Genomic DNA, 24,174 nt, shown 5'->3' with positions numbered 1-24,174 from the left:
AACGGGATTCCCGCCCGGCTCCTCGAACCCCGCCACGCCGCCGGGACCACCGGATCGAGCGCGCATCAAGAACGCGCGAGCCCAACTGAAAGTTTCACATCTGAAAGCTGGGAAAAATGGCGGACGTGCGGCGGACTCAAGGCCGCCCGGACGCCTCGCCCACCTCGGCCAGGGCGCGCGCGGCGCCCTGCTGCAGGAAGGCGAGATCGGGGCCGAGACAGACGAACGAAAACCCGCGCCGCACGTAGTCCGCGGCGAAAGCCGGGGTGTTGGCGAAGATCGCCGCCGGTTTCTTCGCGCGCCGGGCCGCGGCGACGATCGCGTCGAGAGCTTCGATCACCGCGGGGTGGTCGGGGTCGACGGCCACGCCTCCGCTCAGGGCGACGGACAGGTCGTTGGGCCCGATCAGCACGCCGTCGAGGCCATCGACCGCGAGAATGTCGTCGAGCGCGGCCAGCGCCTCGGCGGTCTCGATCATGGCGAGCGCGAGCGTCCGGCGGTTCGCTTCGGCGAGGTAGCCGTCGCGCGACAGGCCGGAGAAGGAAAGCCCGCGGTTCGGGCCCCAGCTCCGCCGACCGGTCGGCGGGAACTTCACCGCCGCGACGAGGGCCCGCGCCATGGCGGCGTCGTCGATCATCGGAGCGATCACCCCGGCAGCGCCTGCGTCGAGCGCCTGGGCGGCGAGGGAAAAGCCGTCGAGCGGAAGGCGCACCAGCGCCGGCCGTGCGGCGAGGGCAGCCGCCGCGATGCCTTCGACGATGCGGTCGAAGGTGGCGAAGCCATGCTGGGCGTCGAGGGTGACTGACGCGAAGCCCGCGCGGGCGATGGTCTCCACCACCAGGGTCGAGGGCGCCTGAACCCACCCGTTGAAGTGCGGCGCGCCATTGGCGAACGACGCCGCGCCGAGCGCGCCCGGACCAACCGCCGTTGAGGTCATGCAGGGGCTCCGAAAGAGGGAAGGGGCGTCATTCGTTCTTCAACTGGACCACGGCGAGGGCCAGAAGCTCGGCCATCTTCGCGCGGAGCGTGGCGTCGGCGATCTCGACGCCCCGGAGGTCGAAGTCGCGGCGCACCTTGCGGAACACGTCCTCGTCGCCCGGCTCCTCGAAGTCGGCCAGCAGCACGGCCTTGGCGTAGGCCTGCGCGTCCTCGCCATGCTTCCCGAGCGCTTCGGCGGCCCACAGGCCCAGCAGCCGGTTTCGCCTGGCGTAGGCGCTGAACTTCATCGTCTCATCGTGCGCGAACATGGCTTCGAAGGCCTGCTCGCGTTGATCGAAGGTTGTCATCGTCGTGTCCATGCCATCCCGTCGCCGCCCGACGGAACTACATCCGGGAATTATGGCGAAGCCACGCGCCTTTCGCGTCTAATCCTTAGACTATCGTCACGGGCGCGGAACGGCGGGGCGATCGTTCCCTCCGATCGCCTTGGCATTCGCCAAACGCGGTCTTACATTGCGCTCGGCGGTTTAAGCCCCAGCGCGTCTCGCGCGGGTCCTCGGCCGCCGCGCCGGTTGCGAAAGGCCCGCAATGAACCCGAATTTCCGGAACTTCGCCCTCTGGGTGATCATCGTTCTGCTCCTGCTCGCCCTCTTCACGCTGTTCCAGAACCCGGGACAGCGCGCGGCGACCAACGACATCTCGTTCAGCACCCTGCTCACCGAGGTCGACAACGGCCGCGTGCGCAACGTGACGATCGAGGGCCAGAACATCTCGGGCCAGTACACCGACGGCACCCAGTTCCAGACCTATGCGCCTGACGATCCGTCGCTGGTGCAGCGGCTCTACGGCAAGGGCGTCGCGATCTCGGCGCGTCCGCCGGGCGAGAACATGCCGTGGTTCGTCGCTTTGCTCCTGCAGTGGCTGCCCTTCATCGCGCTGATCGGCGTGTGGGTGTTCCTGTCGCGGCAGATGCAGGGGGGCGCGGGCAAAGCCATGGGCTTCGGCAAGTCCAAGGCCAAGCTTCTCACCGAGGCGCACGGCCGCGTGACCTTCGAGGACGTGGCGGGCGTCGACGAGGCGAAGAGCGACCTCGAAGAGATCGTCGAGTTCCTGCGCGATCCCCAGAAGTTCCAGCGCCTCGGCGGCAAGATCCCGCGCGGCGTGCTGCTCGTGGGCCCTCCCGGCACCGGCAAGACGCTGATCGCCCGCGCGGTCGCCGGCGAAGCCAACGTGCCGTTCTTCACGATCTCTGGCTCCGACTTCGTCGAGATGTTCGTCGGCGTCGGCGCGAGCCGCGTGCGCGACATGTTCGAGCAGGCGAAGAAGAACGCGCCGTGCATCATCTTCATCGATGAGATCGACGCGGTCGGCCGCCATCGCGGCGCCGGCCTCGGCGGCGGCAACGACGAGCGCGAGCAAACCCTCAACCAGCTGCTGGTGGAGATGGACGGCTTCGAGGCGAACGAGGGGATCATCCTCATCGCCGCGACCAACCGGCCGGACGTGCTGGATCCCGCGCTGCTGCGTCCGGGCCGCTTCGACCGCCAGGTCGTGGTCTCGAACCCCGACATCATCGGCCGCGAGAAGATCCTGAAGGTTCACGTCCGCAAGGTGCCGCTGGCGCCGGACGTCGACCTCAAGACCGTCGCGCGCGGCACGCCGGGCTTCTCCGGCGCCGACCTGATGAACCTCGTCAACGAGGCCGCGCTGCTCGCCGCCCGCCGCTCCAAGCGCATGGTCACCGCCGCCGAGTTCGACTCGGCGAAGGACAAGATCATGATGGGCGCCGAGCGCCGCATGGTGATGACGGACGAGGAGAAGAAGGTCACCGCCTATCACGAGGCCGGCCACGCCGTGGTCGCCTTGTTCACGCCGGCGAACGATCCGATCCACAAGGCGACGATCATTCCCCGCGGCCGGGCGCTCGGCATGGTGCAGTACCTGCCCGAGAAGGACCAGATCTCGATCTCCTACGAACAGCTCACCTCGCGCCTCGCGATGGCCATGGGCGGGCGCGTGGCGGAGGAGGTGTTCTTCGGCGACGAGAAGGTGACGGCCGGCGCGCAGTCCGACATCCAGATGGCGACCAACATCGCTCGCGGGATGGTGACGCGCTGGGGCTTCTCCAAGGAGCTCGGCACCGTCGCCTATGGCGAGAACCAGGACGAGGTGTTCCTCGGCATGTCGGTGGCGCGCCAGCAGAACGTCTCGGGCACGACGATGCTGAAGATCGACAACGAGATCAAACGCTTCATCGACGAAGGCTACGAGACCGCGCGACGGATCATCACTGAGAACAAGGACGCCATGGACCTCGTCGCGAAGGCGTTGCTCGAGTACGAGACGCTGACCGGCCAGGAGATCAAGGACATCCTGGCGGGCAAGCCGCCGGTGCGCGACGTATCGGACGAGCCGCCCGCGCCGCGTGGTTCGGCGGTGCCGACCGCCGGCAAGCCGCGCCCGCGGCCCGACGCTGGGCTCGAGCCGCAGCCGCAGGCCTGACGCTTCAGCGTCGACTCAAAATGAACAAAGGCCGGCCCCGCGGGGCCGGCCTTTGTCGTTTGGGGCTCGGCTGTGGCGACGAGCGGGCGGATCGATGCAACCGCGGTCATCTGCGCGGCGAGACGAAGCAACAGGTGCAGGTAGTCAAAAGTTCACCCTGCATAAGGGAACGTCTGCCCTCCCGACGAGTTGTCAACCGAACATCGAACAACAAACTCGATAGGGAAAACCCATGCGACATCTCATTCTGGCCGCCGCTTTCAGCGCTCTTGCTCTCGGAGCCGCGCACGCGCAGGACAAGCCGACGACCCCCTCGACCACGGATAAGGGCGCCACGTCGGCCCCGAACGATCCGTCCAAGACGACCTCGCCGAAGACCACCGGCGCGATGAACAACACATCCGGCGGCGTGGCCACGAGCCCGCAGGACGTGCAGCGTCAGCAGGAAGGCAAGGACACCGCGGCGCAGGGCGGCGAGAAGCGGCCGGGTGCAACGTCCGTCGACCCTTCCAAGCATTCCCCCGGCACCGTCGGCGCCACTCCCGGCCAGCAGCCGAAGTAAGCCAGTATCTAAGATTTGATCGACGCGACGGCCGTCCGGCTTCCGGGCGGCCGTCGGCGTGTCGCGGCGACCCTACGTGACTTCGGCCGCACGTCGCCCACATATCAGCGCTGCGCCGCCGACGGCGCACCGAGACGGTTTAAGGAGGGGCGATGAGCGTCGGTTTGATCGCGTTGCTGGATGATGTCGCGGCTATCGCCAAGGTGGCGGCCGCATCGCTCGACGACATCGCCGCACAGACGGCCAAGGCCGGCGCCAAGGCTGCGGGCGTCGTGATCGACGACGCCGCGGTGACGCCGCGCTACGTGGTCGGCTTCAAGCCCGATCGCGAATTGCCGATCGTCTGGCGGATCGCTCTCGGATCGATCCGCAACAAGCTGCTGATCCTGCTGCCGGCCTGCCTCCTGCTCAGCGCCTTCGCGCCCTGGCTGATCATGCCGCTGCTGATGCTGGGCGGCGCCTATCTCTGCTACGAGGGCGTCGAGAAGATCATGGAGGCCCTCTTCCATCACGAGGATCACGCGGCTGAGGAGGCTCCCAAGGACCAAGCCGCCGCGTCCGGTCTTGAAGAGGCGAAAATCGCCGGCGCGATCAAGACGGACTTCATTCTGTCCGCCGAGATCATGGCGATCACGCTCTCGGGCATTCCGGCCGACGACAGCGTGTGGATGAAGGCGGCGGTGCTCGCGGCCGTGGGCCTCGCGATCACGGCGGCGGTCTACGGCGTCGTCGCGCTGATCGTGAAGGCGGACGACGTCGGGGTCGCGATGGCGAAGACGCCCGACACCTCGTCCCTCGCAGGCTTGCGCCGGGCGTTCGGGCGCGGCCTCGTCGTCGGCATGCCGGTGTTTCTCAAAGCGCTCGCGGTGGTCGGCACCGCCGCCATGGTCTGGGTCGGCGGCGGCATCATCGTGCACGGGCTGGAAGGCCTCGTCCCTGCTCTCCACCATGGGATCGAGGGCGTCGCCGAAGCCGCCGCGCACGCTCTGCCGTTCGCGGCCGGCGCGGTGCACTGGATCGTAGCGGCGGCCGGCGCGGGCATTGTCGGGCTGATCGTCGGCGCCGCTTTGGTGCCGCTGGTCAGCTACGTCATCGCGCCGATCGCCCGCGCCGTGACGCCCGCCAAGTCCAAGCCGCGGTCGGCGGCGGCGACGACCAAAGGCCTGTGACGGCCTAAACGTTGGACGTCATGCCGCCGGCGGGGCGAAGAGTTCGCGCTGGGCGGGCGCGCCGCGCTCGAGCGCCAGCAGGAAGGCCTTGGCGGCGAGGCCGCCGGCGAACCCCGTGAGCTTGCCGGTCGTCCCCACCACCCGATGGCACGGCGCGACGATCGAGAGCGGATTGCGCCCGTTCGCGGCGCCTACCGCCCGCGACGCGTCGGGACGCCCGATCGCCGCCGCGATCGCCGCGTAGCTGCGGGTCTCGCCGAAGGGTATTGCGAGAAGCGCCCGCCACACCGCCGTCTGGAACGGCGTGCCCTGGAGGTCGAGGTCGAGCTCGAAGGTCCGCCGCTCGCCCCGAAAGTACTCGGCGAGCTGAGCCTCCGCGCGGTCGAGGGTCGCTCGCGCGTCGCCGTCCTGCGCCGGTGCGAGCCGCACCCGGCGGGGATCGTCGTTCTCCCACAGCACCGCCGCCAGACCGCGGCCGCCTGCGAGCAGCGTCAGGCGTCCGACCGGCGACGGCGTCTCCCGGCGCGCATAGTCCATGGTCTCGGCCCCCGGGTCGTAGCGGCGTCCAAAGAGGTTCGCCGCGAATCGGCTCGAAGGTCCAGCGCTCTGCGCTCACGTCCGATCTGTCCTGCGGGTTCGAAATCCGTCGGACGTCGGGGCGTCCCTTAGGCTATGACGGTCTCGGCGTGCGGCGACGGCGCGCGGACGGCGTCTCGACGGCGAGGGGGCGATAATGCGGGTTCTGGTGCTCGGCGGCGGCGTCGTGGGCGTGACGACGGCCTACTATCTTGCGAAGGCTGGGCACGCGGTGACGGTGGTCGACCGCCAGCCCGGCGCCGGGCTCGAGACGAGCTTCGCCAACGCCGGCCAGGTCTCCCCCGGCTACTCGTCGCCCTGGGCCGCGCCGGGCATTCCGGTGAAGGCGCTGAAGTGGCTGATGATGCGCCACCGGCCGTTGGTGGTCTGGCCGCAGCTGTCGCCGGAGCTCTACGGCTGGCTCGCCCGTATGCTCGCCAACTGCACCGAGGCCGCCTACGAGCGCAACAAGGGCCGCATGGTCCGGATCGCGGAGTACAGCCGCGACGCCCTGCGGGCGCTGCGGGCGGAGACCGGGATCGCCTACGACCACCGCGAGCGGGGCACGCTGCAGCTGTTCCGCACGCAGAAGCAGCTCGACCATGTCCGCGACGACACCCGCGTGCTCGACGCCTACGGCGTGCCCTACGAGGTGCTCGACCCCAGCGGCTGCGTAGCGGCGGAGCCGGCGCTCGCCCACGTCGCCGGGATTTTCGTCGGCGGCCTGCGGCTGCCGGGCGACGAGACTGGCGACGCGCATCTGTTCACCCAGCGCCTGGCCGCGATCTGCGAGGGCCTCGGCGTGAGCTTCCGCTACGGCGTGCCGATCGCGGGCGTGGAAGCGGAGGGCGACCGCGTCACGGGCGTCCGGACCGTCGCCGGCGAGGCTCTGCGGGCGGACGTCTATGTGGCGGCGCTCGGCAGCTACACCCCGGCGCTGCTGCGCCCGCATCGCATCGCCCTGCCGGTCTATCCCGTGAAGGGCTACTCCCTGACGCTGCCGGTCGCCAACCCGGACGGAGCTCCGCAGTCGACGGTGATGGACGAGACCTTCAAGGTCGCGATCACCCGGCTCGGCGACCGCATCCGCGTCGGCGGCACGGCGGAGCTCGCCGGCTTCAGCAGCGCGCTTCGCGCTCCGCGGCGGGCGACGCTGGCGCGCTCGGTCAGCGACCTGTTCCCGACCGGCGGCGACCTGACGGCCGCGAGCTTCTGGACCGGGCTTCGGCCCATGACCCCGGACGGCACGCCGATCGTCGGCCCGACGCGCCTCGGCAACCTCTTCACCAACACCGGTCACGGAACGCTCGGCTGGACCATGGCCTGCGGCTCGGGCCGGGTGCTCGCGGACCTCATCTCCGGCCGCTCGCCGGAAATCGCGAGCGACGACCTGGCCGCGAGCCGTTACCTGCAGGCCATTCCCGCCTGACGTCCGACCCTGGCGGTTCAGCCGCGCCGCGACAGGTTTCCATCGATCGAGGCGCGCCCGCCCCCCGGGAGCGCCGGCTCCAAAAACGCCGACGCAAGGACTCTCACCATGCGCGACCAGATCCGCACCAGCCCCTTCTTCCGCGAAGCCCTCCTGATCGACGGCGCGTGGACGCCCGCGGACGGCGGCAAGACGCTGCCCGTTCACGACCCGGCGACCGGCGAGGAGATCGGCACGGCACCTCTCGCCGGCGCGCCTGAGACCACGCGGGCAATCGAGGCCGCGAACCGCGCCTTTCCGGCCTGGGCGGCGCGCACCGCGGCCGACCGAGCCGCTCTGCTGCAGGCGCTCGCGGCCGACATCCGCGCCAACGCCGACGCCCTCGCCGCCATGCTGACGCTGGAGCAGGGCAAGCCGCTCGCCGAGGCGAAGGGCGAGATCATGATCGGCGCAGCCTACGTCCAGTGGTTCGCGGAGGAGGCCCGCCGGGTTCGCGGCGACGTCATCCCCTCGCCGTGGCCGGACCGCAAGCTCTTCGTGACCCGGGAGCCGGTGGGCGTCGTCGGGGCCATCACGCCCTGGAACTTCCCGTTCTCGATGCTGGCCCGCAAGCTCGGCGCGACGCTTGCCGCCGGCTGCACGGTGGTGGCGAAGCCCTCCGAGTTCACGCCCTACAGCGGGCTCGCCTGGGGCGTGCTCGCGGAGCGTGCCGGCATTCCTGCCGGCGTGGTCAACCTCGTCACCGGCGACGCGCCGGCGATCGGGAAGGCCCTCACCGACCATCCCGACGTGCGCAAGATCACCTTCACCGGCTCCACCCGCGTCGGAAAGCTGCTGAGCGAACAGGCGGCCAAGGGCGTAAAGCGCGTCTCCATGGAGCTCGGCGGCAACGCGCCGTTCCTGGTCTTCGCCGACGCCGATCTCGACAAGGCGGTCGAGGGCGCCGTCGCCGCCAAGTACCGCAACAGCGGCCAGACCTGCGTCTGCACCAACCGCTTCTATGTCGAGGCCTCGATCCACGACGCCTTCGCGGAGCGGCTGGCGGCGCGGGCGAAGAGCCTCGTCGTCGGCTCCGGCTTCACCGAGGGCGCGCTGCAGGGGCCGCTGATCAACGACGCCGCGCTCGCCAAGGTCGAGGCCCATGTGGCGGACGCTCTGGAGAAGGGCGGCCGGCTGCTCACGGGCGGCCGCCGGCATGCGCTCGGCGGAACCTTCTACGAGCCGACGGTGATTTCAGGCGGCCACGCGGGCATGACCGTGGCGCGCGACGAGACCTTCGGGCCGCTCGCGGTGCTGATCCCGTTCGAGACCGAGGCCGAGGCCATCGCCGCCGCCAACGCCACCGAATATGGGCTCGCCGCCTACGTCTACACCCGCGACCTCGCCCGGGCGTTCCGAGTGTCGGGCGCGCTGAAGTACGGCATGGTCGGGGTCAACGACGGGGTGATCACGACCGAGGTGGCGCCGTTCGGCGGCGTGAAGGAGAGCGGCATGGGCCGCGAAGGCTCGCACTACGGCTTGGACGACTATCTCGACATGAAGTACCTCAGCATCGGCGGGCTGTGACGCGACGTCATCAGCCGGCCTAGCGACGAAGGCGGCGCGGCGCGTCCCGTCAGTCCGCGCCGCGAATGTCCGCCCAGGCCTCCTGGACGAGGCTCGTCGCATTCACAAAAGCCGTCGTCGCGACCAGGACCAGAAGGCCGAGCCCTGCGGCGACCAGCCACAGCGGCAGGGTCACGGGCAGGCCGATGAGGAAGGCCCGCCGCTGCGGCTTCGGCCATGTCATCGGGCTGGAGCACACGGCCTCGAGCGCGCTGCGCACTTCCATCGCTTCATCCTCCCATGCGCGTGGCCCGCTTCCGACGCCCGCGACGGCGAAGGGCGAGACACTTTGTCGTTTGCTTATATCGGCCCGAACGACTGCTGGGAACGCGCGTCGCCTACGATGCACAACCAACGAACAGAGGGGCAGGCACGCCCATACGCCGAAAGGTGTAGGCCGCATCCGCGCACTGGAAATTGGGAGATGCGCGCGCGCTGATAGTCGATCTTGCCCCCTGTAGCGTGGGGCGGAACTCTCCGCGCGCCTAAGTCTCCAGCCCGCGCGAAGCCATGATGCGAACAGTTGTCTCGGGATGCGTCTTGCTCGCGGCGCTCGCGGCGGCGGTGGGGCCGGCCCACGCCCAGACCTCGCTGAAGCCGACGCGGGCCGTGGTGCTGCTCGTCAACCGGAACAGCGGGATGTGCGCCGAGATTCCCGCGGTCGGCGCAGGGGTGGGGTCCGCCGTCGCGCAGAACCGCTGCCTCGACCTCAGCCGTCAGCAGTGGCGTTTCAAGGCGACCGCTGGGGCGTACCGGATCGTGAACGCCGCGAGCGGCATGTGCCTTGCGGCGCGCGCGGTCGACGGCCCGGGCGTCACCCAGTTTCCCTGCAATGGCGAGGCGAGCCAGTCGTGGACCCTGCGCGCGAACGCCGCTTGGGCCGAGATCGTGTCCGTCGCGTCCGGAGAGTGCCTCGACGTCGCGAGCGTCTCGATCGACGACGCCGCCCCCGTAACGCGTGCGCCCTGCGGGGGGCGGCGAGCCAGAAATGGACGCTGTCCGCGCAGCCGAAGCCCTCGCTCTGGTCCAGCCGGATCTCGCTGCCGCTCGTTCCCGTCGCCGCCTCGACCTTACGCAACGGCAAGATCCTGCTGTGGGCGTCGCACGACCGGTTCAGCTTCGGGGAAGACCAGGGGAAGACCTTCACGACGATCTTCGACCCGCAGACGGGAACGTCGTCGTCCATGACGATCTCGAACACCGGCCACGACATGTTCTGCCCGGGCACCGCGGTGTTGACCGACGGGCGGATCCTCGTCAACGGCGGGTCGAGCAGCGCCAAGACCAGCATCTACGATCCGGGCTCCAACACCTGGACGACCGGCGCGGCCATGAACGTTCCTCGCGGCTACCAGGGAGACACCGTGCTTCCGAACGGGGACGTCCTCACCGTCGGCGGCTCGTGGAGCGGGGGCATCGGATACAAGACGAGCGAGGTGTGGAACGCGGCCCAGGGCTGGCGCGAGTTGCCGAACGTCAACGGGGAGGACCTGGCCGGCCCCGACCCCGACGGGCCCTTCCGCTCCGACAACCACATGTGGCTGTTCGCCTGGAGCAACGACTACGTCCTCAAGGCGGGTCCGAGCGCGGCCATGCACTGGATCGACGTCCGCGGCGCCGGAGCGATCGCCTCCGCCGGCGCCCGCGGCGACGACGTCTATTCGCAGAACGGCGACGTGGTGATGTACGCCGCCAATAAGCTGCTCAAGCTCGGGGGCGCGCCGGCCTATGAGAGCCTGCAGGCCTCAGACGCGGCCTACGTCATCGACTTCAGCCGTGGGCCCTCGCTCCCCGTGCCGGTCGTCAAGCAGGGGCCGATGCAGTTTCCGCGCGCCTTCGCCAACGCCGTCCCGCTGCCGAACGGACAGGTGGTCGTGGCAGGCGGCATGAACGTGCCCATCGCCTTCAGCGACGACAAGTCGGTGATGGCCGCGGAGCTGTGGAGCCCTGGCAGCGGGACCTTCGTGCGGCTCGCCGCGATGACCGTGCCGCGCAACTACCACAGCGTGGCGGTGCTGATGCTCGACGGCCGGGTGTTCGTCGGCGGCGGCGGCTTGTGCGGAATCTGCACGACGAACCACCCGGACGCGGAGATCCTGACGCCGCCCTATCTGCTGAATTCCGACGGAACGCCGGCGGCGCGCCCCACGATCCTGACAGCCCCTGCGACCACGCCGGCGACGGGGCCCTTCACGGTGACGACCGACGGACCGGTCCGCAACTTCGCGATCGTGCGGCTCGGGGCGGTCACGCACTCGGTCAACAACGACCAGCGCCGGCTGGCCGTGGGAGCCGCCACCACCGACGGCCTCACTTACCAGATCCGGCTGCCGCGGACGAGCGCGCTGCTCAAGGGCGACTGGATGCTGTTCGCCATGAACGCCCGCGGCGTGCCGAGCGTGGCGAAGATCGTGAGGATCCAATGAGGCGCCGGGGCCTGCTGGCCGCAGCCGCGATCGCGCTCACGGCTTTGGGCGCCAGCCTCGACGGTTTGACTGCGGCGGTGACCCAGGTCGGCCCGTTCGCGCTCGACCGGACCGACGGCGGCCGGCTCGACGCGCTCCAGCTGGACGGCGCGCCTTACGTCGTCGTGTTCGGCTTCATGCGGTGCCCCGACGTCTGCCCGACGACCCTCAACGACCTTGCGTTGGCGCTCAAGCTGCTCGGCCGCGCGGGGGAAAGCCTCCGGGCGTTCTTCATCGACATTGACCCAGAGCGCGACGACGCGGGCGCGCTAAAAGCCTTCCTCGCGTCCTTTGACCCCAGGATCGTGGGGCTTACAGGCTCCCCGGCCGAGGTCGCCGCGGCGGCGCGGGCCTTTGGCGCCTCCGCCCGCAAGGCGGGGCTGCCGGACGGCGGCTACACCATGGAGCACAGCTCCGGCCTGTTCGTCGTCGACGCCAACGGCCTCCTCGTCGACCGCATCTCCCCAAGCGACCCGCCCGAGGCCATCGCCGCCCGCCTGCGGCGGTGGATCGAAGGAGGATGAGGCGGAGCCGCGGAGCGCTCGAACGAACACTGCCGCACCTGGAGAACCAGGCGCGCCGCCTGGCGCTAAGATGCGAATGTTATGGGAGATCATAGAGCGTGGCGCTCCCAAGGGGACTCGAACCCCTGTTTTCGCCGTGAGAGGGCGACGTCCTAGACCGCTAGACGATGGGAGCGTTTCGCGCGGCGCACCCTATAGCCGCGATCGGCCGCGGCGGCAAGCCTCGGCTGCGACAATTCGAAGACGGTGGACCTCCCCGCGCTCTGCGGCGGTTCGGCGCGGCGAGGTTGCGAGAGGGCGGAGCGACGAGCGCGTCAGCGCAGCGGGGGCGCGGAGGGGCCGCCGGGGGCGAGGTCGAGGCGGCCGGTCTCCGTGAGCGTCGCGGCGTCGACCACGTGTACGCTGAGGCGTCCCTCGCTCTCGACCGTCACCAAGATGCGCCCGGCGTCGGCGGCGGTCGAGACCACGCGGGCGCCCCCGGGAAGCGCCAGGGCGCGCTCGACGAAGACTCTCGGCGCGGGCGTCGACTTGACGACGCGGTACGCGATCACCGAGATCAGCGCGAGAAAGCCCACGCCCATCGTCAGGCCGCCGACAATCGTCAGTCTGCGGAGGCGGGCGTAGACACGCTGGACGCGGGGATCCTCGTCGTCCGCGCCATCACCGAGAGGGGCTCCGTTCGAGCCGCCGTGCGCCGTCATGTCTCAATCCGTTCCTGAAGGGGCGCCGGCCCCCGGCGTGCTGTCCGTCGTCGCCGGCCCGGACGACGCCGGCGAGCGGATCGACCGCTTTCTCGCCGCCCGGCTGCCGGACCTGTCCCGCGCCCGCCTGCAGGCGCTGATGCGCCAGGGGGCCGTCTCGGCGGGCGCGCGGACGCTAGAGGACCCCTCCGCACGGGTCAACGCGGGCGAAACCTATGTGGTGGCCGCGCCGCCGCCCGCGCCCGCCGCGCCGCAGGCGCAGGCGATCGCGCTCGACGTGGTGTTCGAGGACGACCACCTCATCGTCATCGACAAGCCCGCCGGCCTCGTGGTGCACCCCGCCGCCGGCCACGCCGACGGCACGCTCGTCAACGCCCTGCTCGCCCATTGCGGCGCGAGCCTGTCCGGCGTCGGCGGCGTGGCGCGCCCTGGCATCGTGCACCGGCTCGACAAGGACACCAGCGGGCTGATGGTGGTCGCGAAGCACGATCTCGCCCATCGGGCGCTGAGCGCTCAGTTCGCCGACCATGGCCGCACCGGCCCGCTGGCGCGCTCCTACCTCGCCTTCGTCTGGGGGCTGCCACGGCATCCCCGCGGCGTGGTGGACGCGCCGCTCGGCCGCAGCGAGCGCAACCGCGAGAAGATCGCGATCCGCAGCGACGGGCGCTTCGCCGTCACCCACTGGGAGACGCTCGAGCGCTTCGAGGCGTCGGACGCCAGTCTGGTGGAGTGCCGGCTCGAGACCGGCCGCACGCATCAGATCCGCGTGCACATGGCCTCGCTCGGCCATCCGCTGATGGGCGACGCGGTCTATGGCGCGAGCCATCGGACCAAGGCCTCGAAGCTTGACGAGGACGCCCGCGCCGCGCTCCTCGGCCTCGGCCGGCAGGCGTTGCACGCCGCCGTCCTCGGCTTCGCGCACCCTGCGACCGGCGAGACGATGCGGTTCGAGAGCGCGCTCCCCGACGACCTCGCGGCCCTCGCGACGGCGCTGAGGGTCCGGCCGGATCATTGAGAAGATCAAAGATCGGCCATGCGTAAACGCACGGCGCCGTGAAGCGGTTTTGACACCTTTCGGCCACGCCTCGCGTTATACTGCGGACAACAGAGCGATCGGCGCATCCCGCGGTCGCGACAGGGCCTGCCGCAAGGGCGGGGGCCTTAGACGAAGGAGACGCATATGGCCTCGGCCGCACTCCCAATCCTTGTAAGCGACAACGGTCTCTCGAAGTACCTCGACGAGATCCGCAAATTTCCCATGCTGGAGCCGCAGCAGGAGTACATGCTCGCCAAACGTTGGCGTGAGCATGGCGACCGCGACGCGGCCCACAAGCTCGTCACCAGCCACCTTCGCCTCGTCGCCAAGATCGCGATGGGCTACCGCGGCTACGGCCTGCCGATCGGCGAGGTCGTGTCCGAGGGCAACGTCGGCCTGATGCAGGCTGTGAAGCGCTTCGAGCCCGAGAAGGGCTTCAGGCTCGCGACCTACGCCATGTGGTGGATCCGCGCCTCGATCCAGGAGTACATCCTGCGCTCCTGGTCGCTGGTGAAGATGGGCACCACCGCGAACCAGAAGAAGCTGTTCTTCAACCTGCGCAAGGCGAAGAGCCAGATCTCGGCGCTGGACGAGGGCGATCTCAGGCCGGACCAGGTCAAGCAGATTGCGGTCAAGCTCGGCGTCAATGAGCAGGACGTGGTGGACATGAACCGCCGTCTCGGCGGCGACGCCTCGCTCAACGCGCCGCTGCGCGAAGACGAAGGCTCCTCGGAGTGGCAGGACTGGCTGGTCGATGACAGCGACAGCCAGGAGAGCCGCCTCGTGGAGAACGAGGAGCTCGACAACCGCCGCCAGGCGCTCTCGGGCGCGCTGATGGTGCTGAACGACCGCGAGCGCCGCATCTTCGAGGCGCGACGTCTGGCGGACGATCCGCTGACGCTGGAAGAGCTCTCGAGCGAGTTCGGCGTGTCGCGCGAGCGCGTGCGCCAGATCGAGGTGCGCGCCTTTGAAAAGGTGCAGGACGCGGTTCGCAAGAACGTCGCGGAGATCGAGGCGCGGGCTTAAACGGCCCCCGCCTCGCGCGCTGTCCATCGAGAGGGCCGCCACGGTACGCCGTGGCGGCCTTTTTCATGTCCGGCTGACCCTTGAGGCTCCGGAAAAGCGCTTACGGCGCGACGAAGACGATCGTCGAGCCCCATGGATCGCTCGCAGTCACGCCGCGCTCGTCGCGGAGGCCGCGCACGCCCCCGGCCTCCAAGCGGGTGGCGACGACGTCGAGCGCGTTCGCGTCCGGCAGGACCGCCTCGAACGACCTTAGTCCCGCCACGTCCTCGGGCGCCGGACCGCGCCCGCGCGAGGACCAGACGTTCGCGGCCACGTGATGGTGGTAGCCGCCCGCGCTCATGAAGAGCGCGCCGGGATAGGTGGTGGTGAGGGCGAAGCCGACGGCGTCGATCCAGAAGCTGCGCGCCGCCGCGAGATCCCCGACCTGAAGATGGACGTGGCCGACGACGGTTCCCCCCGGCATCGCGGCGTCGAGATCCGCGCCGGGCGAGAGCTCGGCGAGGACCTCCTGCGCGGCCATCGGCTCGGTCGCCATCCTGAGCGCGCCGTCGCGGTAGGGCCACTCGGCCTTTGGACGGTCACGGTAGATCTCGAGGCCGTTGCCGTCGGGATCGTCGAGGTAGAGCGCCTCGCTCACCAGGTGGTCCGAAGCGCCGAGACGGACCCGGTCGCGGGCGAGCCGCGCGAGAACCACGGCGAGGTCGCGTCGCTCGGGTACGAGGATCGCGACGTGAAACAGGCCCGGCGCGTCCTTCGGCTTCGGCCGGGCGCCGGGCGTCTCCACCAAGCGGAGCACGGCCGAGCCGTCGGCGCCGCCGAGCGTCGCGACCCGAGCTGCGCGGTCGACCGTCCGAAGCCCGACCACGCCTTCATAGAAGGCGACCGAGCGCCCGAGATCGGACACGCCGAGTTCGGCGACGCCGAGGCGCAGCGCGTCGGGAAGGGCGGATGAAGCGGATGCGGCGTCGGCCATGTGAGTGATCCTCTGAACTCCTTGAGATATCGGCTCGCTTTCGAAGACCCGCCACCCGCTTGACGTTGCGTCACTGCAAGATCGTGCGGGACCGCAAGCCGTCTCTGTCGCTCAGACGCATGCCTTGGATCGCCTGGCGGCGAGCGCCGCCGCCACGTTGCGGCCCTCCGCCTTGCCACGCCGGCCCCGATCCGATAGCAAGCCGCGGGAGAACCCCGGCTCTCCCGAGCCGGGGTCTTTTTTTGCCCTCGGCCGGTCTGGCGGAAGGATTTTTGCAAGATGGCGAACGTCGTCGTGGTCGGCGCCCAGTGGGGCGACGAAGGCAAGGGCAAGATCGTCGATTGGCTCTCGGAGAAGGCGGACGTCGTCGTCCGCTTCCAGGGCGGCCACAACGCGGGCCACACCCTCGTCATCGACGGCGTCACCTACAAGCTCAGCCTGCTGCCCTCCGGCGTGGTGCGGAAGAACAAGCTTTCGATCATCGGCAACGGCGTGGTGGTCGATCCCCACGCGCTGGCCGACGAGATCGGCCGCCTGCAGGGGCAGGGCGTGGAGTTGACGCCTGACACCCTCAAGGTCGCGGACAACGCCACGCTGATCCTGTCGGTGCATCGCGAGCTCGACGCCCTGCGCGAGGACTCGAGCGAAGGCACCCGCATCGGCACCACCAAGCGGGGCATCGGCCCGGCTTACGAGGACAAGGTCGGCCGCCGCGCCATCCGCGTGCGCGACCTCGCCAACCTGCCGACGCTGAAGCCCAAGATCGAGCGTCTGCTCAGCCACCACAACGCGCTGCGCCGCGGCTTCAACCTGCCCGAGCTGACCGTCGACGCGATCTACGACGAGCTGGCTTCGGCGGCGCCCAAGGTGCTGCCCTACGTCGCCGCGACCTGGGAGCTGCTGGAGCAGCGCCGCCGCGCCGGCGACCGCATCCTGTTCGAGGGCGCCCAGGGCGCGTTGCTCGACGTCGACCACGGCACCTATCCGTTCGTGACCTCGTCCAACACCTGCGCCGGCCAGGCGGCGACCGGTTCCGGCCTCGGCCCGCGCGCCATCGGCTACGTGCTGGGCATCGCCAAGGCCTACACCACCCGCGTGGGCGAAGGTCCGTTCCCGACGGAGCTGACCGACGAGATCGGCCGCCGCCTTGGCGAGCGCGGTCACGAGTTCGGCACCGTCACCGGCCGCCCGCGCCGCTGCGGCTGGTTTGACGCCGTCGCGCTGCGCCAGACGGCGAGCGTGTCCGGCATCGACGGCATCGCGCTGACCAAGCTCGACGTGCTCGACGGTTTCGACGAGATCAAGGTCTGCGTCGGCTACGAGCTCGACGGCGGGCAGATCAACCGCCTGCCGGCGAGCCAGGGGTCCCAGGCGCGCGTGAAGCCGATCTACGAGACCATCGAGGGCTGGTCCGGAACCACGGCCGGCGCGCGCTCTTGGGCCGATCTGCCGGCGCAGGCGATCAAGTACGTGCGGCGAATCGAGGAGCTGATCGAGTGCCCGGTGGCGCTGGTGTCGACCTCTCCCGAGCGCGCCGACACGATTCTTGTGGCGGATCCCTTCGAAGACTGAAAAACCGCGCGACTCCGTGTCTTCCCGGCCCTCGACGAGGGCCGGGCGCTGCCGTATGTCGTGATTCATGGCGGATTATTTCCCAGTTCTCTCGCGCGCGGTCGCGGGGCTTGAGACCAACACGGGCGAGAACCGGCGCGCGGTCTACGAACGCGCGCGCGGCGCGATCATCCGGCAGTTGCGCAGCATCGAGCCTCCGATCGCCGAGGAGGACATCGCCCGGGAGCGCATGCAGCTCGAAGAGGCGATCCGAAAGGTCGAGGCCGCCCACGCGCCCGCTCCGGCGGCCGCGCCCGAGCCGCCGCGCGCGCCGGAACCTCCCGTCGTGGCGAAGGCCGCCTCGAATGCGGCGGCCCCTGCGGCGCCGAAGGCGGAGGATCGTCCGGCGAACCGGCCCGCGGCCCGCGCCGACGGCCGCCCCATCGTCCGCGCGGCAGGCGAGCGCGCCGATGCGCCGAAGGCCCGGCGCTCCGGACTCCTGGTGGCCTTGGCCGCGCTTGTCGTGATCGCAGTGGTCGCCGGCGCTCTGGCCGGACGGCACCAGATTGCGGCGCTGTTTAACGGCGGATCCACGCAGACGGCTCCGGTGGAGACGGCGAAGACCGACGCCCCGGCTCCCACGCCGCAGAACGCCCCTAAGCCCGACGGCGGCAAAGACAGCGACCGCCTGCTCGACGAGCCGGCCCCGGCACCCACGCCGCAAGCTCCGTCGACGGACGTCGCCCGCGCGCCCGAACCCACCGCGCCCGCGCCGCAGGCCGAGCCGGCGCCCGCCCCGCAGGCTCCCCCGGCCGCGCCGACGGCCGCTCCGGCCGCTCCGCCCGCCGAAACCCAGTCGCAGCCGGGGCCGCTCGTGGCCCAGCGCGCGATCCTCTATGAAGAGGGCTCCGACCAGCAGTCCGGCGAGCAGACCGAGGGCACGGTGCTGTGGCGCACCGAGTCCGTAAACGCCGGGCAGAGCCAGCCGCTCGAGACCGCGATCCGCGGCGACATCGACATTCCCGCGCGCAAGATCAAGGCGACCATCACGATCCGTCGCAACGCCGACGCCACCCTGCCGGCCAGCCACACGATCGAGGTGCAGTTCCGGCTTCCGGAGAACTTCGCCAACGCCGGCGTCGCCAACGTTCCGGGCATCCTGATGAAGGCCGACGAAGCGACCCGCGGCGCGCCCGTGCAGGGCCTGTCGGTGCGCGTCACCAACGGCTTCTTCCTGATCGGGCTGTCGAACATCGAGAACGAGCGCACGTTGAACGAGCAGCTGCTGCGCGATCGCGGCTGGCTCGACATCCCGATCCTGTACGACAACGGTCGCCGGGCGGTGCTGACGCTCGAGAAGGGCACGCCGGGGACCCAGGCTTTCGCCGACGCCTTCGGCGCCTGGGGCGGCTCGACCTCCGGCGTGCAGCAGTAGGCTGCCCCCAGGTCGCGCCGGATTAAGCTTAATCTGCGATAGGGGCGCTCAGCCGCCGCTTGCGGCGCGTCTGTTGGGTGCCCGTCAAGTCGATCGATGTATAACCCGCATCAAGGCGGGGTCTTTCAACTTTTCAAACTCGGCTCGACCATCCGGAGCAGTCCGGTCGTCGTCGGCCCACCTCGCGATGGCTCGAGAGCGATGGGGCATGCGCGATGGCTGTAATCCGCGGGACGGACGACAACGACTGGTTGGAGAGCGGCGGCACGCCGTCAGGGCCGAACGAGCTTCTGGGGCTCGGCGGGGCCGACACGCTTTGGGCGGCCCGCGATGGCGACACGCTGCGCGGGGGCGACGGCGCGGATTTTCTGGCGGCTGATGATCTTGATCGGGTCGTAGTGGATGGGGGCGCCGGCGACGACACGATCTTGGCGGAGGTCTGGTCCGGTGACCAGGTCACCATCGACGGCGGCGACGGCGTGGACACGCTGGTCGGCGCCAGAGGCTATTACCTGAACTCGCAGATCTCGAACATCGAACGCATCGAGTTCTATTCGTCGGCAAATATCTATCTGCTGGGGAGCCAGCTCGAAGCGCTCGATGTTGTTTTTGTCGGCGGGCGGGGGGACTACGGCCAGCTTTGGCTGGTCGCCGATCCTGACCGCTCATCGCTCGACGCCTCCTCCCTACGCTTTGAAGGCGAGGGCCATTTTCAAACAGTGCTGAACGGCCGGGCCGGCAGCGCGGATCGTATCGTCGGGTCTGATTACGACGACCTCTTTCTCGGCGGAGGAGGGGGCGACCGGTTGATCGGGGGCCTCGGCAACGACTTCTACAGTGGCGTCGGCTCGAACGACGTGATCGTGGAGCGCGCTGATGGCGGCTACGACGGAGTTTTTGCGGACGTCGACTGGCGGCTGGGAGCGAACATCGAAGAGCTCGGGTTGAAGGACGGCGTAGCGGTAAGCGCCATCGGCAACGCCCTCGACAACCTCCTGCGTGGCAACTCCAACGCCAACATCATCATTGGCCGCGGCGGCGCCGACACCATGCGCGGCGGGGCGGGAGACGATGTCTACACCGTGGACTCGTCCGATGACGTGGTCGAGGAAGCGAAGAAGGGCGGGGTCGATACGGTGCGGACGACGGCGGATTTCGCCCTCGGCTCCGGCCAGGAGATCGAGATCCTGCGTGGACTGGGCGACGTCGGCCTGCAACTGCGCGGGAACGCCTTCGCCAACACGATCCTCGGCTCGAACGGCGACGATCTCTTGCGCGGCTACAGTGGCGCGGACTGGCTGAAGGGCGGCGGAGGCGACGACACGCTGATGGGCGGTTTGGGGGTCGACACGCTCGACGGCGGCGCTGGGGCCGACTCATTCTGCTTCGCGGAGGCTCCGAACGGCGACGTGGACGTCATCCGCACGTTCGATGCGGCCGAAGACCACATCATGCTGGACGACGCGGCCTTCACCGCCTTCACCAAGGGCGCGACGACCGCCGCCGACATCTACGAACACCTGCTGTTCGACGCCCGGACAGGCGAGATCGCCTATGACGCCGAGGGCGACGGCGGATGGGTGGTGTTCGCGCGGCTCCAGCATCTGACCGGCGTCGTGGACGCGACGAGCGTCATCATCGTTTGAGCCGGCAGGCTCAAGGACGCGGCGAATGAAGTCTCGCCGCGGACCTCACCTTACATCGCGGCGGTCGCTTGGGGCTGCTGCTCGACGAGCGCGCGACGGAGCTTCTCGAGCGCGCGGTTCTCGATCTGGCGAACGCGTTCCTTGGAAATTCCGAGACGCTCGCCCAAGGCCTCCAGCGTCACGGCGTTCTCGGCCAGGCGACGGGCGCGGACGATCTTCAGCTCGCGCTCGTTGAGGACGGTGAGAGCGGACCGCAGCCATCGCACCCGGCGTTCGCCGTCGATCGAGTCGCCCACCGTCTCGTCCGGAAGCGGCTGCGTGTCGACCAGGAAGTCCATCCGCTCGGACGACGAGTTCGGGTCGCTGTCGACCATCGGCGCATTCAGCGACATGTCCGGGCCGGACAGGCGCGAATCCATCACCGCGACGTCCTTCACCGAGACGCCGACCGCTTCCGCGATCTTGGTGTGCAGCGCGCCGGGCATCATCGCCTCCCCGGTGCGGCTGAGGCGGGCCCGCAGGCGGCGGAGGTTGAAGAACAGCGCTTTCTGGGCGGAACTCGTGCCGCCGCGGACGATCGACCAGTTGCGGAGGATGTGGTCCTGGATCGCCGCGCGGATCCACCAGGTCGCGTAGGTGGAGAAACGCACCTCGCGCTCCGGCTCGAACCGGGCGGCCGCCTCCAGAAGGCCGACGTGGCCTTCCTGGATCAGGTCGGGCATGGGCAGGCCGTAATGACGGAAGCGGGCCGCGATGGCGATGACCAGGCGCATATGAGCCGCGGCGAGACGGTGCAGCGCCTGCTCATCCTTCTGGTCTTTCCATTGGACGGCCAGATCGTGTTCTTCCTGCCGCTCGAGGAAGGGCGCCTCCATGGCGGCCCGAACGAAGCGGCGGCGAACTCCGGCCATCTGCGACATCTCGGCACTCCCCGTTGGCGCCGTCGTCACGACGGCGTTCACGGGAGGCCAAACGCGTGAGACCCGAAAAAGGACATGGTCCCACTGGAGATTTTTGATCACGGTTTCGTGATCACGCCGTTTCAAGGCCTTGAAGGCAGGCAAACCGCGCTAGCGCGCACGCGTAAACAAAGAAAAGCCCGGCGGAGCCGGGCTTTTGCAGTCCTAGAAGCGGGCGCTGGCCGCGATCAGGCGGCTTCGTCCTGCTCGGTCTCGCCGTCGACCTCGATGTCCTCGGCCTTGCCGCCGCGACGCGGGCCCTTGGCGAGCTGCGCCTCGATCAGCTTCTGCGCTTCAATGTCGCTCAGCCGCTCGGCGGCGGCGACTTCGCGCATCATGCGGTCGAGCGCCGATTCATAGAGCTGGCGCTCGGAGTAGGACTGCTCCGGCTGGGTGTCGGCGCGGTACAGGTCCCGGACCACCTCGGCGATCGCGATCATGTCGCCCGAATTGATCTTCGCTTCGTACTCCTGCGCGCGACGGCTCCACATCGTCTTCTTCACGCGGGCGCGGCCGGTCAGCGTCTCGAGCGCCTTGGCGACCACGGTCGGCTCCGAGAGCTTGCGCATGCCGGCGCTCGCGATCTTCGCGACCGGCACCCGAAGGGTCATCTTGTCCTTCTCGAAGCTGATGACGAAGAGCTCCAGCGTATGGCCGGCGATCTCCTGCTCCTCGATCGCGACGATCTGGCCGACGCCATGCGACGGATAGACGACGTGCTCGAGCGGCTTGAAACCATGCCGGCTCGGGGAGATCTTCTTGGTGCTCATGCTGCTCTGAACTCCGTCTCGTCGTGGCCGGTCGGGCCAGGACATCCCTCGTTCCCGGAAACCGCCGGGGCGATCGCGCCGAGACCCGCACGTCCGAGAGCCAGCTCAGCCGTCCGAAGCCTCGTTTCGTCAGAGAAAAACGACCGCGCTCCAGGCCGAAGGCGGCTCTGAAGGATTCAGCCTGTTCGGTTTTGTGCCGAAATCTGAAGCCGTCGGGATGGCGGCGAGGCGGCGCGCGTCGTTTTTGACCGTTGTGCAGGGATAGCACGAACGGACGCGAAAATCAACGAAGAGATGCACACGCGCAACAGCCCTGCCGCGCGTGAGCGAGCGTCAGTCGCCCTGGCCGGGCTCGGGAGAAAAATACTCCTCGAGCTTGTTCGTCTTGCCGTCGAACTCCTTAGCGTCCTCCGGCGGGTCGCGCTTCACAGTGATGTTCGGCCAGCTCTTCGCGTACTCGCCGTTCAGCTTAATCCAGCTTTCCAACCCCGGCTCGGTGTCCGGCTTGATGGCCTCCGCGGGGCACTCGGGCTCGCAGACGCCGCAGTCGATGCACTCGTCGGGATGAATGACGAGCATGTTCTCGCCTTCATAGAAGCAGTCGACGGGGCACACCTCCACGCAGTCCGTGTATTTGCAGCGGATGCAATTGTCGGTGACCACGTAGGTCATGCCAGTCTCCCGGTTCGCACCGGTGACGTAGCGGACGCGCGGGTGCTTCGCAAGGGCGGCATGGCCGCCGCCCCCGGGGTCGCGTCCGCCTGTCGCGGTCAGGCGGGAAGGGCGTTCGCCAGCCTCCGCTCGTGACTGGGGGCCGAGCGATCGACCGGCATCCGCGTTCCGCCCGTGCGGCGTTCGGCCCAATCCGCGATCATCTCCGACGTGGTGTGGTCGATGTAGGAGAGATGGCTGGTCCGCAGCGTGACGGTCGCGCCCTCCGGCACGGCGGCGAGCTCCTTCTCGAGTTGGGGAAGCTGGAGGAAGGTCGCGGCCCCCGCGAGCCGCATGTCCAAGCCGCCGTCCTTCGTCTCGTGGCGGCGCACGACGAGGTAGCGGCGCTTCAGGTGCGGCACGATCTCGATGCCCGCGAGGGCGAGCCCGACAAGCACCCCGGTGAGCAGGTCCACGGCGACGACGACGATGAGCGTCGCGGCCCACACCGCGGCGGGAAGGGCGCCGTGCCGCCGGAACAGGCCGCGGGCGTGCTGGACGCTCACAAGACGCCAACCGGTGACGATCAGGATGCCGGCCAGGGCCGCGGTCGGCACAACCTCCAGGGCCCCGGGATCGCGGCGACGAAGGCCAGGATCCACAGGCCGTGCAGCACCGCCGACCACCGCGACACGGCGCCGGCCTGCACATTGGCCGAGGAGCGCACGATGACGCCCGTCATCGGCAGCGCGCCCAGCGCGCCGCAGATCGCGTTGCCCACGCCCTGCGCCGAGAGTTCGCGGTCATAGGCCGTGCGCGGTCCGGCGTGCATCTTGTCGACCGCCGCCGCCGACAGCATCGTTTCGGCGCTGGCGATCACGGCGATGATCACGGCCGCGAGCAGCGGCCCAGGCGCCATCAGCCCTGCGAGGCCAGCGGCGTCGGTGAGGTTCAGGCCGCCGAGGATCGACTCCGGAATTTCCACCCGCTTGATCGGCAGCGCGAAAGCCGCGGCCAGCGCCGTGCCCGCCGCCACGCCCACCAGCGCGCCGGGAATGAGTCTCAGGTTCGCCGGGCGAAGCTTTTCCCAGGCGGTCATCGCCAGAATGGCCGTGAGGCCGACCGCGAGCGCCGCCGGACCCTTCACCGTGGTCAGCCGCATCACGTCGCCGAAGGCGGCGGGGATCGCGATCAGACTTTCGAGCGCGTTCGGCAGCGGAGCGCCGTCGATCAGCACATGGAGCTGGACCACCACGATCAGCACGCCGATGCCCGCGAGCATGCCGTGAACCACGGCGGGCGAGATCGCCTTGAACCACTTGCCGAGGCCGAGCAGGCCGGCGGCGATCTGCAGCGCGCCGGCGAGCAGCAGGATGGGCCCCAGCATCTCGAGGCCATGCTCACGGACGATCTCGAACACCACGACCGCGAGGCCCGCGGCCGGACCGCTGACCTGGAGCGGCGAGCCGCCGATCAGGCCCACGACCACGCCGCCGACGATGCCGGTGACGAGGCCCAGTTCCGCCGGCGCGCCGGAGGCGACGGCGATGCCCATGCACAGCGGCAGGGCGACCATGAAGACCACGATCGAGGCGGGGAGATCCCGGCTCAGCGAGGCGGGAAGGGACGGCTTCAGAGCGGACAGGGTCACGGGC

23 protein-coding genes, 1 tRNA gene and 1 pseudogene are annotated in these 24,174 nt (G+C 69.6%); 13 read left to right on the top strand and 12 right to left on the bottom strand.

Going from position 1 to position 24,174, the window contains the following annotated elements:
- Positions 1-136: 136 nt before the first annotated feature.
- Positions 137-937, bottom strand: coding sequence for an HpcH/HpaI aldolase family protein (locus METY_RS02085; RefSeq protein WP_103119717.1), 801 nt, complete (start codon positions 935-937; stop codon positions 137-139).
- Positions 938-965: 28 nt separating this feature from the next.
- A complete protein-coding gene (locus tag METY_RS02080) occupies positions 966-1,286 on the bottom strand; it encodes a DUF1476 domain-containing protein (RefSeq protein ID WP_103119770.1) in 321 nt (106 codons plus the stop codon).
- A gap of 241 nt (positions 1,287-1,527) precedes the next feature.
- On the opposite strand from METY_RS02080, the gene ftsH reads away from it, so the two are divergent.
- The 3 genes from ftsH (at position 1,528) to METY_RS02065 (ending at position 5,172) form a co-directional block, all read left to right on the top strand.
- Complete coding sequence (gene ftsH, locus METY_RS02075; protein WP_103119716.1) at positions 1,528-3,441, top strand: ATP-dependent zinc metalloprotease FtsH; 1,914 nt, start codon at positions 1,528-1,530, stop codon at positions 3,439-3,441.
- Between the two features lie 232 nt (positions 3,442-3,673).
- Positions 3,674-4,003: a hypothetical protein gene (locus METY_RS02070; RefSeq protein ID WP_103119715.1), complete on the top strand. Its 330-nt coding sequence runs from the start codon at positions 3,674-3,676 to the stop codon at positions 4,001-4,003.
- Between the two features lie 152 nt (positions 4,004-4,155).
- Positions 4,156-5,172, top strand: a complete 1,017-nt coding sequence (locus METY_RS02065; protein ID WP_103119714.1) for a DUF808 domain-containing protein — start codon at positions 4,156-4,158, stop codon at positions 5,170-5,172.
- An 18-nt stretch (positions 5,173-5,190) separates the two neighbouring features.
- On the opposite strand, the gene METY_RS02060 is transcribed toward METY_RS02065, so the two are convergent.
- Positions 5,191-5,709, bottom strand: a complete 519-nt coding sequence (locus METY_RS02060; RefSeq protein ID WP_103119713.1) for a methylated-DNA--[protein]-cysteine S-methyltransferase — start codon at positions 5,707-5,709, stop codon at positions 5,191-5,193.
- Positions 5,710-5,905: 196 nt separating this feature from the next.
- Between METY_RS02060 and METY_RS02055 the strand changes: the two genes are divergently transcribed.
- Together METY_RS02055 and METY_RS02050 are read left to right on the top strand one after the other, a co-directional pair.
- Positions 5,906-7,177 (top strand): D-amino acid dehydrogenase, encoded by a 1,272-nt coding sequence (locus METY_RS02055; RefSeq protein WP_103119712.1) that lies wholly within the window; start codon positions 5,906-5,908, stop codon positions 7,175-7,177.
- Positions 7,178-7,285: 108 nt separating this feature from the next.
- Complete coding sequence (locus tag METY_RS02050) at positions 7,286-8,743, top strand: NAD-dependent succinate-semialdehyde dehydrogenase (protein ID WP_103119711.1); 1,458 nt, start codon at positions 7,286-7,288, stop codon at positions 8,741-8,743.
- Between the two features lie 49 nt (positions 8,744-8,792).
- Here the strand turns inward: METY_RS02050 and METY_RS02045 are convergent, their stop codons facing one another.
- Complete coding sequence (locus METY_RS02045; RefSeq protein WP_103119710.1) at positions 8,793-9,008, bottom strand: hypothetical protein; 216 nt, start codon at positions 9,006-9,008, stop codon at positions 8,793-8,795.
- A gap of 284 nt (positions 9,009-9,292) precedes the next feature.
- On the opposite strand from METY_RS02045, the pseudogene METY_RS21730 reads away from it, so the two are divergent.
- The 3 genes and pseudogenes from METY_RS21730 to METY_RS02030 all read left to right on the top strand — a co-directional run.
- Positions 9,293-9,691: pseudogene (locus METY_RS21730) on the top strand (RICIN domain-containing protein); the annotation flags it as partial.
- Complete coding sequence (locus tag METY_RS02035; protein WP_244593476.1) at positions 9,691-11,208, top strand: galactose oxidase-like domain-containing protein; 1,518 nt, start codon at positions 9,691-9,693, stop codon at positions 11,206-11,208. The pseudogene METY_RS21730 and the gene METY_RS02035, both read left to right, overlap by 1 nt.
- Positions 11,205-11,771 (top strand): SCO family protein, encoded by a 567-nt coding sequence (locus METY_RS02030; RefSeq protein ID WP_103119707.1) that lies wholly within the window; start codon positions 11,205-11,207, stop codon positions 11,769-11,771. The genes METY_RS02035 and METY_RS02030 overlap by 4 nt, the downstream gene beginning before the upstream one ends.
- A 99-nt stretch (positions 11,772-11,870) precedes the next feature.
- Here the strand turns inward: METY_RS02030 and METY_RS02025 are convergent.
- A tRNA-Glu gene (locus METY_RS02025) sits at positions 11,871-11,946 on the bottom strand.
- A gap of 139 nt (positions 11,947-12,085) precedes the next feature.
- On the bottom strand, positions 12,086-12,472 hold the full coding sequence (locus METY_RS02020; protein ID WP_103119706.1) for a DUF6476 family protein: 387 nt from the start codon (positions 12,470-12,472) through the stop codon (positions 12,086-12,088).
- Between METY_RS02020 and METY_RS02015 the strand changes: the two genes are divergently transcribed.
- Positions 12,471-13,487, top strand: coding sequence for an RluA family pseudouridine synthase (locus METY_RS02015; protein ID WP_244593475.1), 1,017 nt, complete (start codon positions 12,471-12,473; stop codon positions 13,485-13,487). The genes METY_RS02020 and METY_RS02015 overlap by 2 nt on opposite strands.
- 165 nt (positions 13,488-13,652) lie before the next feature.
- Complete coding sequence (gene rpoH, locus METY_RS02010; protein WP_103119704.1) at positions 13,653-14,534, top strand: RNA polymerase sigma factor RpoH; 882 nt, start codon at positions 13,653-13,655, stop codon at positions 14,532-14,534.
- Positions 14,535-14,634: 100 nt separating this feature from the next.
- Here the strand turns inward: rpoH and METY_RS02005 are convergent, their stop codons facing one another.
- Positions 14,635-15,507, bottom strand: a complete 873-nt coding sequence (locus METY_RS02005) for a VOC family protein (RefSeq protein ID WP_103119703.1) — start codon at positions 15,505-15,507, stop codon at positions 14,635-14,637.
- Positions 15,508-15,786: 279 nt separating this feature from the next.
- On the opposite strand from METY_RS02005, the gene METY_RS02000 reads away from it, so the two are divergent.
- From METY_RS02000 to METY_RS01990, 3 genes are all read left to right on the top strand, one after another.
- A complete protein-coding gene (locus METY_RS02000) occupies positions 15,787-17,079 on the top strand; it encodes an adenylosuccinate synthase (protein ID WP_103119702.1) in 1,293 nt (430 codons plus the stop codon).
- Between the two features lie 67 nt (positions 17,080-17,146).
- Positions 17,147-18,493 carry a hypothetical protein gene (locus tag METY_RS01995; protein ID WP_103119701.1) on the top strand — a complete coding sequence of 449 codons (1,347 nt, stop codon included), beginning with the start codon at positions 17,147-17,149 and terminating at the stop codon, positions 18,491-18,493.
- A gap of 215 nt (positions 18,494-18,708) precedes the next feature.
- Complete coding sequence (locus METY_RS01990; protein WP_103119700.1) at positions 18,709-20,139, top strand: calcium-binding protein; 1,431 nt, start codon at positions 18,709-18,711, stop codon at positions 20,137-20,139.
- A 50-nt stretch (positions 20,140-20,189) separates the two neighbouring features.
- Here the strand turns inward: METY_RS01990 and METY_RS01985 are convergent, their stop codons facing one another.
- From METY_RS01985 to METY_RS01970, 5 genes are all read right to left on the bottom strand, one after another.
- The gene (locus METY_RS01985) at positions 20,190-21,059 is read right to left on the bottom strand and encodes an RNA polymerase factor sigma-32 (protein WP_024816596.1); all 870 of its coding nucleotides are present in this window, start codon (positions 21,057-21,059) and stop codon (positions 20,190-20,192) included.
- Positions 21,060-21,286: 227 nt separating this feature from the next.
- Complete coding sequence (locus METY_RS01980) at positions 21,287-21,868, bottom strand: CarD family transcriptional regulator (protein ID WP_103119699.1); 582 nt, start codon at positions 21,866-21,868, stop codon at positions 21,287-21,289.
- 333 nt (positions 21,869-22,201) lie between these two features.
- Complete coding sequence (gene fdxA / locus METY_RS01975) at positions 22,202-22,540, bottom strand: ferredoxin FdxA (protein WP_103119698.1); 339 nt, start codon at positions 22,538-22,540, stop codon at positions 22,202-22,204.
- Between the two features lie 98 nt (positions 22,541-22,638).
- A complete protein-coding gene (locus tag METY_RS21725; RefSeq protein ID WP_444849062.1) occupies positions 22,639-23,136 on the bottom strand; it encodes a hypothetical protein in 498 nt (165 codons plus the stop codon).
- Positions 23,106-24,170, bottom strand: a complete 1,065-nt coding sequence (locus METY_RS01970) for a SulP family inorganic anion transporter (RefSeq protein WP_444849061.1) — start codon at positions 24,168-24,170, stop codon at positions 23,106-23,108. The genes METY_RS21725 and METY_RS01970 overlap by 31 nt, the downstream gene beginning before the upstream one ends.
- Positions 24,171-24,174 lie beyond the last annotated feature (4 nt).

The organism is Methylopila sp. Yamaguchi, from assembly GCF_002897035.1.
In the GTDB taxonomy this organism is placed as follows: Bacteria; Pseudomonadota; Alphaproteobacteria; order Rhizobiales; family Methylopilaceae; genus Methylopila.
The sequence above is the reverse complement of the archived record's forward strand: the minus strand, read 5'-3'. Positions and strand labels throughout refer to the sequence as shown.

Coding starts and splice junctions, on each gene's coding strand:
- METY_RS02085 (WP_103119717.1), bottom strand. CDS start 937: ATGACCTCAACGGCGGTTGGTCCGGGCGCGCTCGGCGCGGCGTCGTTC.
- METY_RS02080 (WP_103119770.1), bottom strand. CDS start 1,286: ATGACAACCTTCGATCAACGCGAGCAGGCCTTCGAAGCCATGTTCGCG.
- ftsH (WP_103119716.1), top strand. CDS start 1,528: ATGAACCCGAATTTCCGGAACTTCGCCCTCTGGGTGATCATCGTTCTG.
- METY_RS02070 (WP_103119715.1), top strand. CDS start 3,674: ATGCGACATCTCATTCTGGCCGCCGCTTTCAGCGCTCTTGCTCTCGGA.
- METY_RS02065 (WP_103119714.1), top strand. CDS start 4,156: ATGAGCGTCGGTTTGATCGCGTTGCTGGATGATGTCGCGGCTATCGCC.
- METY_RS02060 (WP_103119713.1), bottom strand. CDS start 5,709: ATGGACTATGCGCGCCGGGAGACGCCGTCGCCGGTCGGACGCCTGACG.
- METY_RS02055 (WP_103119712.1), top strand. CDS start 5,906: ATGCGGGTTCTGGTGCTCGGCGGCGGCGTCGTGGGCGTGACGACGGCC.
- METY_RS02050 (WP_103119711.1), top strand. CDS start 7,286: ATGCGCGACCAGATCCGCACCAGCCCCTTCTTCCGCGAAGCCCTCCTG.
- METY_RS02045 (WP_103119710.1), bottom strand. CDS start 9,008: ATGGAAGTGCGCAGCGCGCTCGAGGCCGTGTGCTCCAGCCCGATGACA.
- METY_RS02030 (WP_103119707.1), top strand. CDS start 11,205: ATGAGGCGCCGGGGCCTGCTGGCCGCAGCCGCGATCGCGCTCACGGCT.
- METY_RS02015 (WP_244593475.1), top strand. CDS start 12,471: ATGTCTCAATCCGTTCCTGAAGGGGCGCCGGCCCCCGGCGTGCTGTCC.
- METY_RS02020 (WP_103119706.1), bottom strand. CDS start 12,472: ATGACGGCGCACGGCGGCTCGAACGGAGCCCCTCTCGGTGATGGCGCG.
- rpoH (WP_103119704.1), top strand. CDS start 13,653: ATGGCCTCGGCCGCACTCCCAATCCTTGTAAGCGACAACGGTCTCTCG.
- METY_RS02005 (WP_103119703.1), bottom strand. CDS start 15,507: ATGGCCGACGCCGCATCCGCTTCATCCGCCCTTCCCGACGCGCTGCGC.
- METY_RS02000 (WP_103119702.1), top strand. CDS start 15,787: ATGGCGAACGTCGTCGTGGTCGGCGCCCAGTGGGGCGACGAAGGCAAG.
- METY_RS01995 (WP_103119701.1), top strand. CDS start 17,147: ATGGCGGATTATTTCCCAGTTCTCTCGCGCGCGGTCGCGGGGCTTGAG.
- METY_RS01990 (WP_103119700.1), top strand. CDS start 18,709: ATGGCTGTAATCCGCGGGACGGACGACAACGACTGGTTGGAGAGCGGC.
- METY_RS01985 (WP_024816596.1), bottom strand. CDS start 21,059: ATGTCGCAGATGGCCGGAGTTCGCCGCCGCTTCGTTCGGGCCGCCATG.
- METY_RS01980 (WP_103119699.1), bottom strand. CDS start 21,868: ATGAGCACCAAGAAGATCTCCCCGAGCCGGCATGGTTTCAAGCCGCTC.
- fdxA (WP_103119698.1), bottom strand. CDS start 22,540: ATGACCTACGTGGTCACCGACAATTGCATCCGCTGCAAATACACGGAC.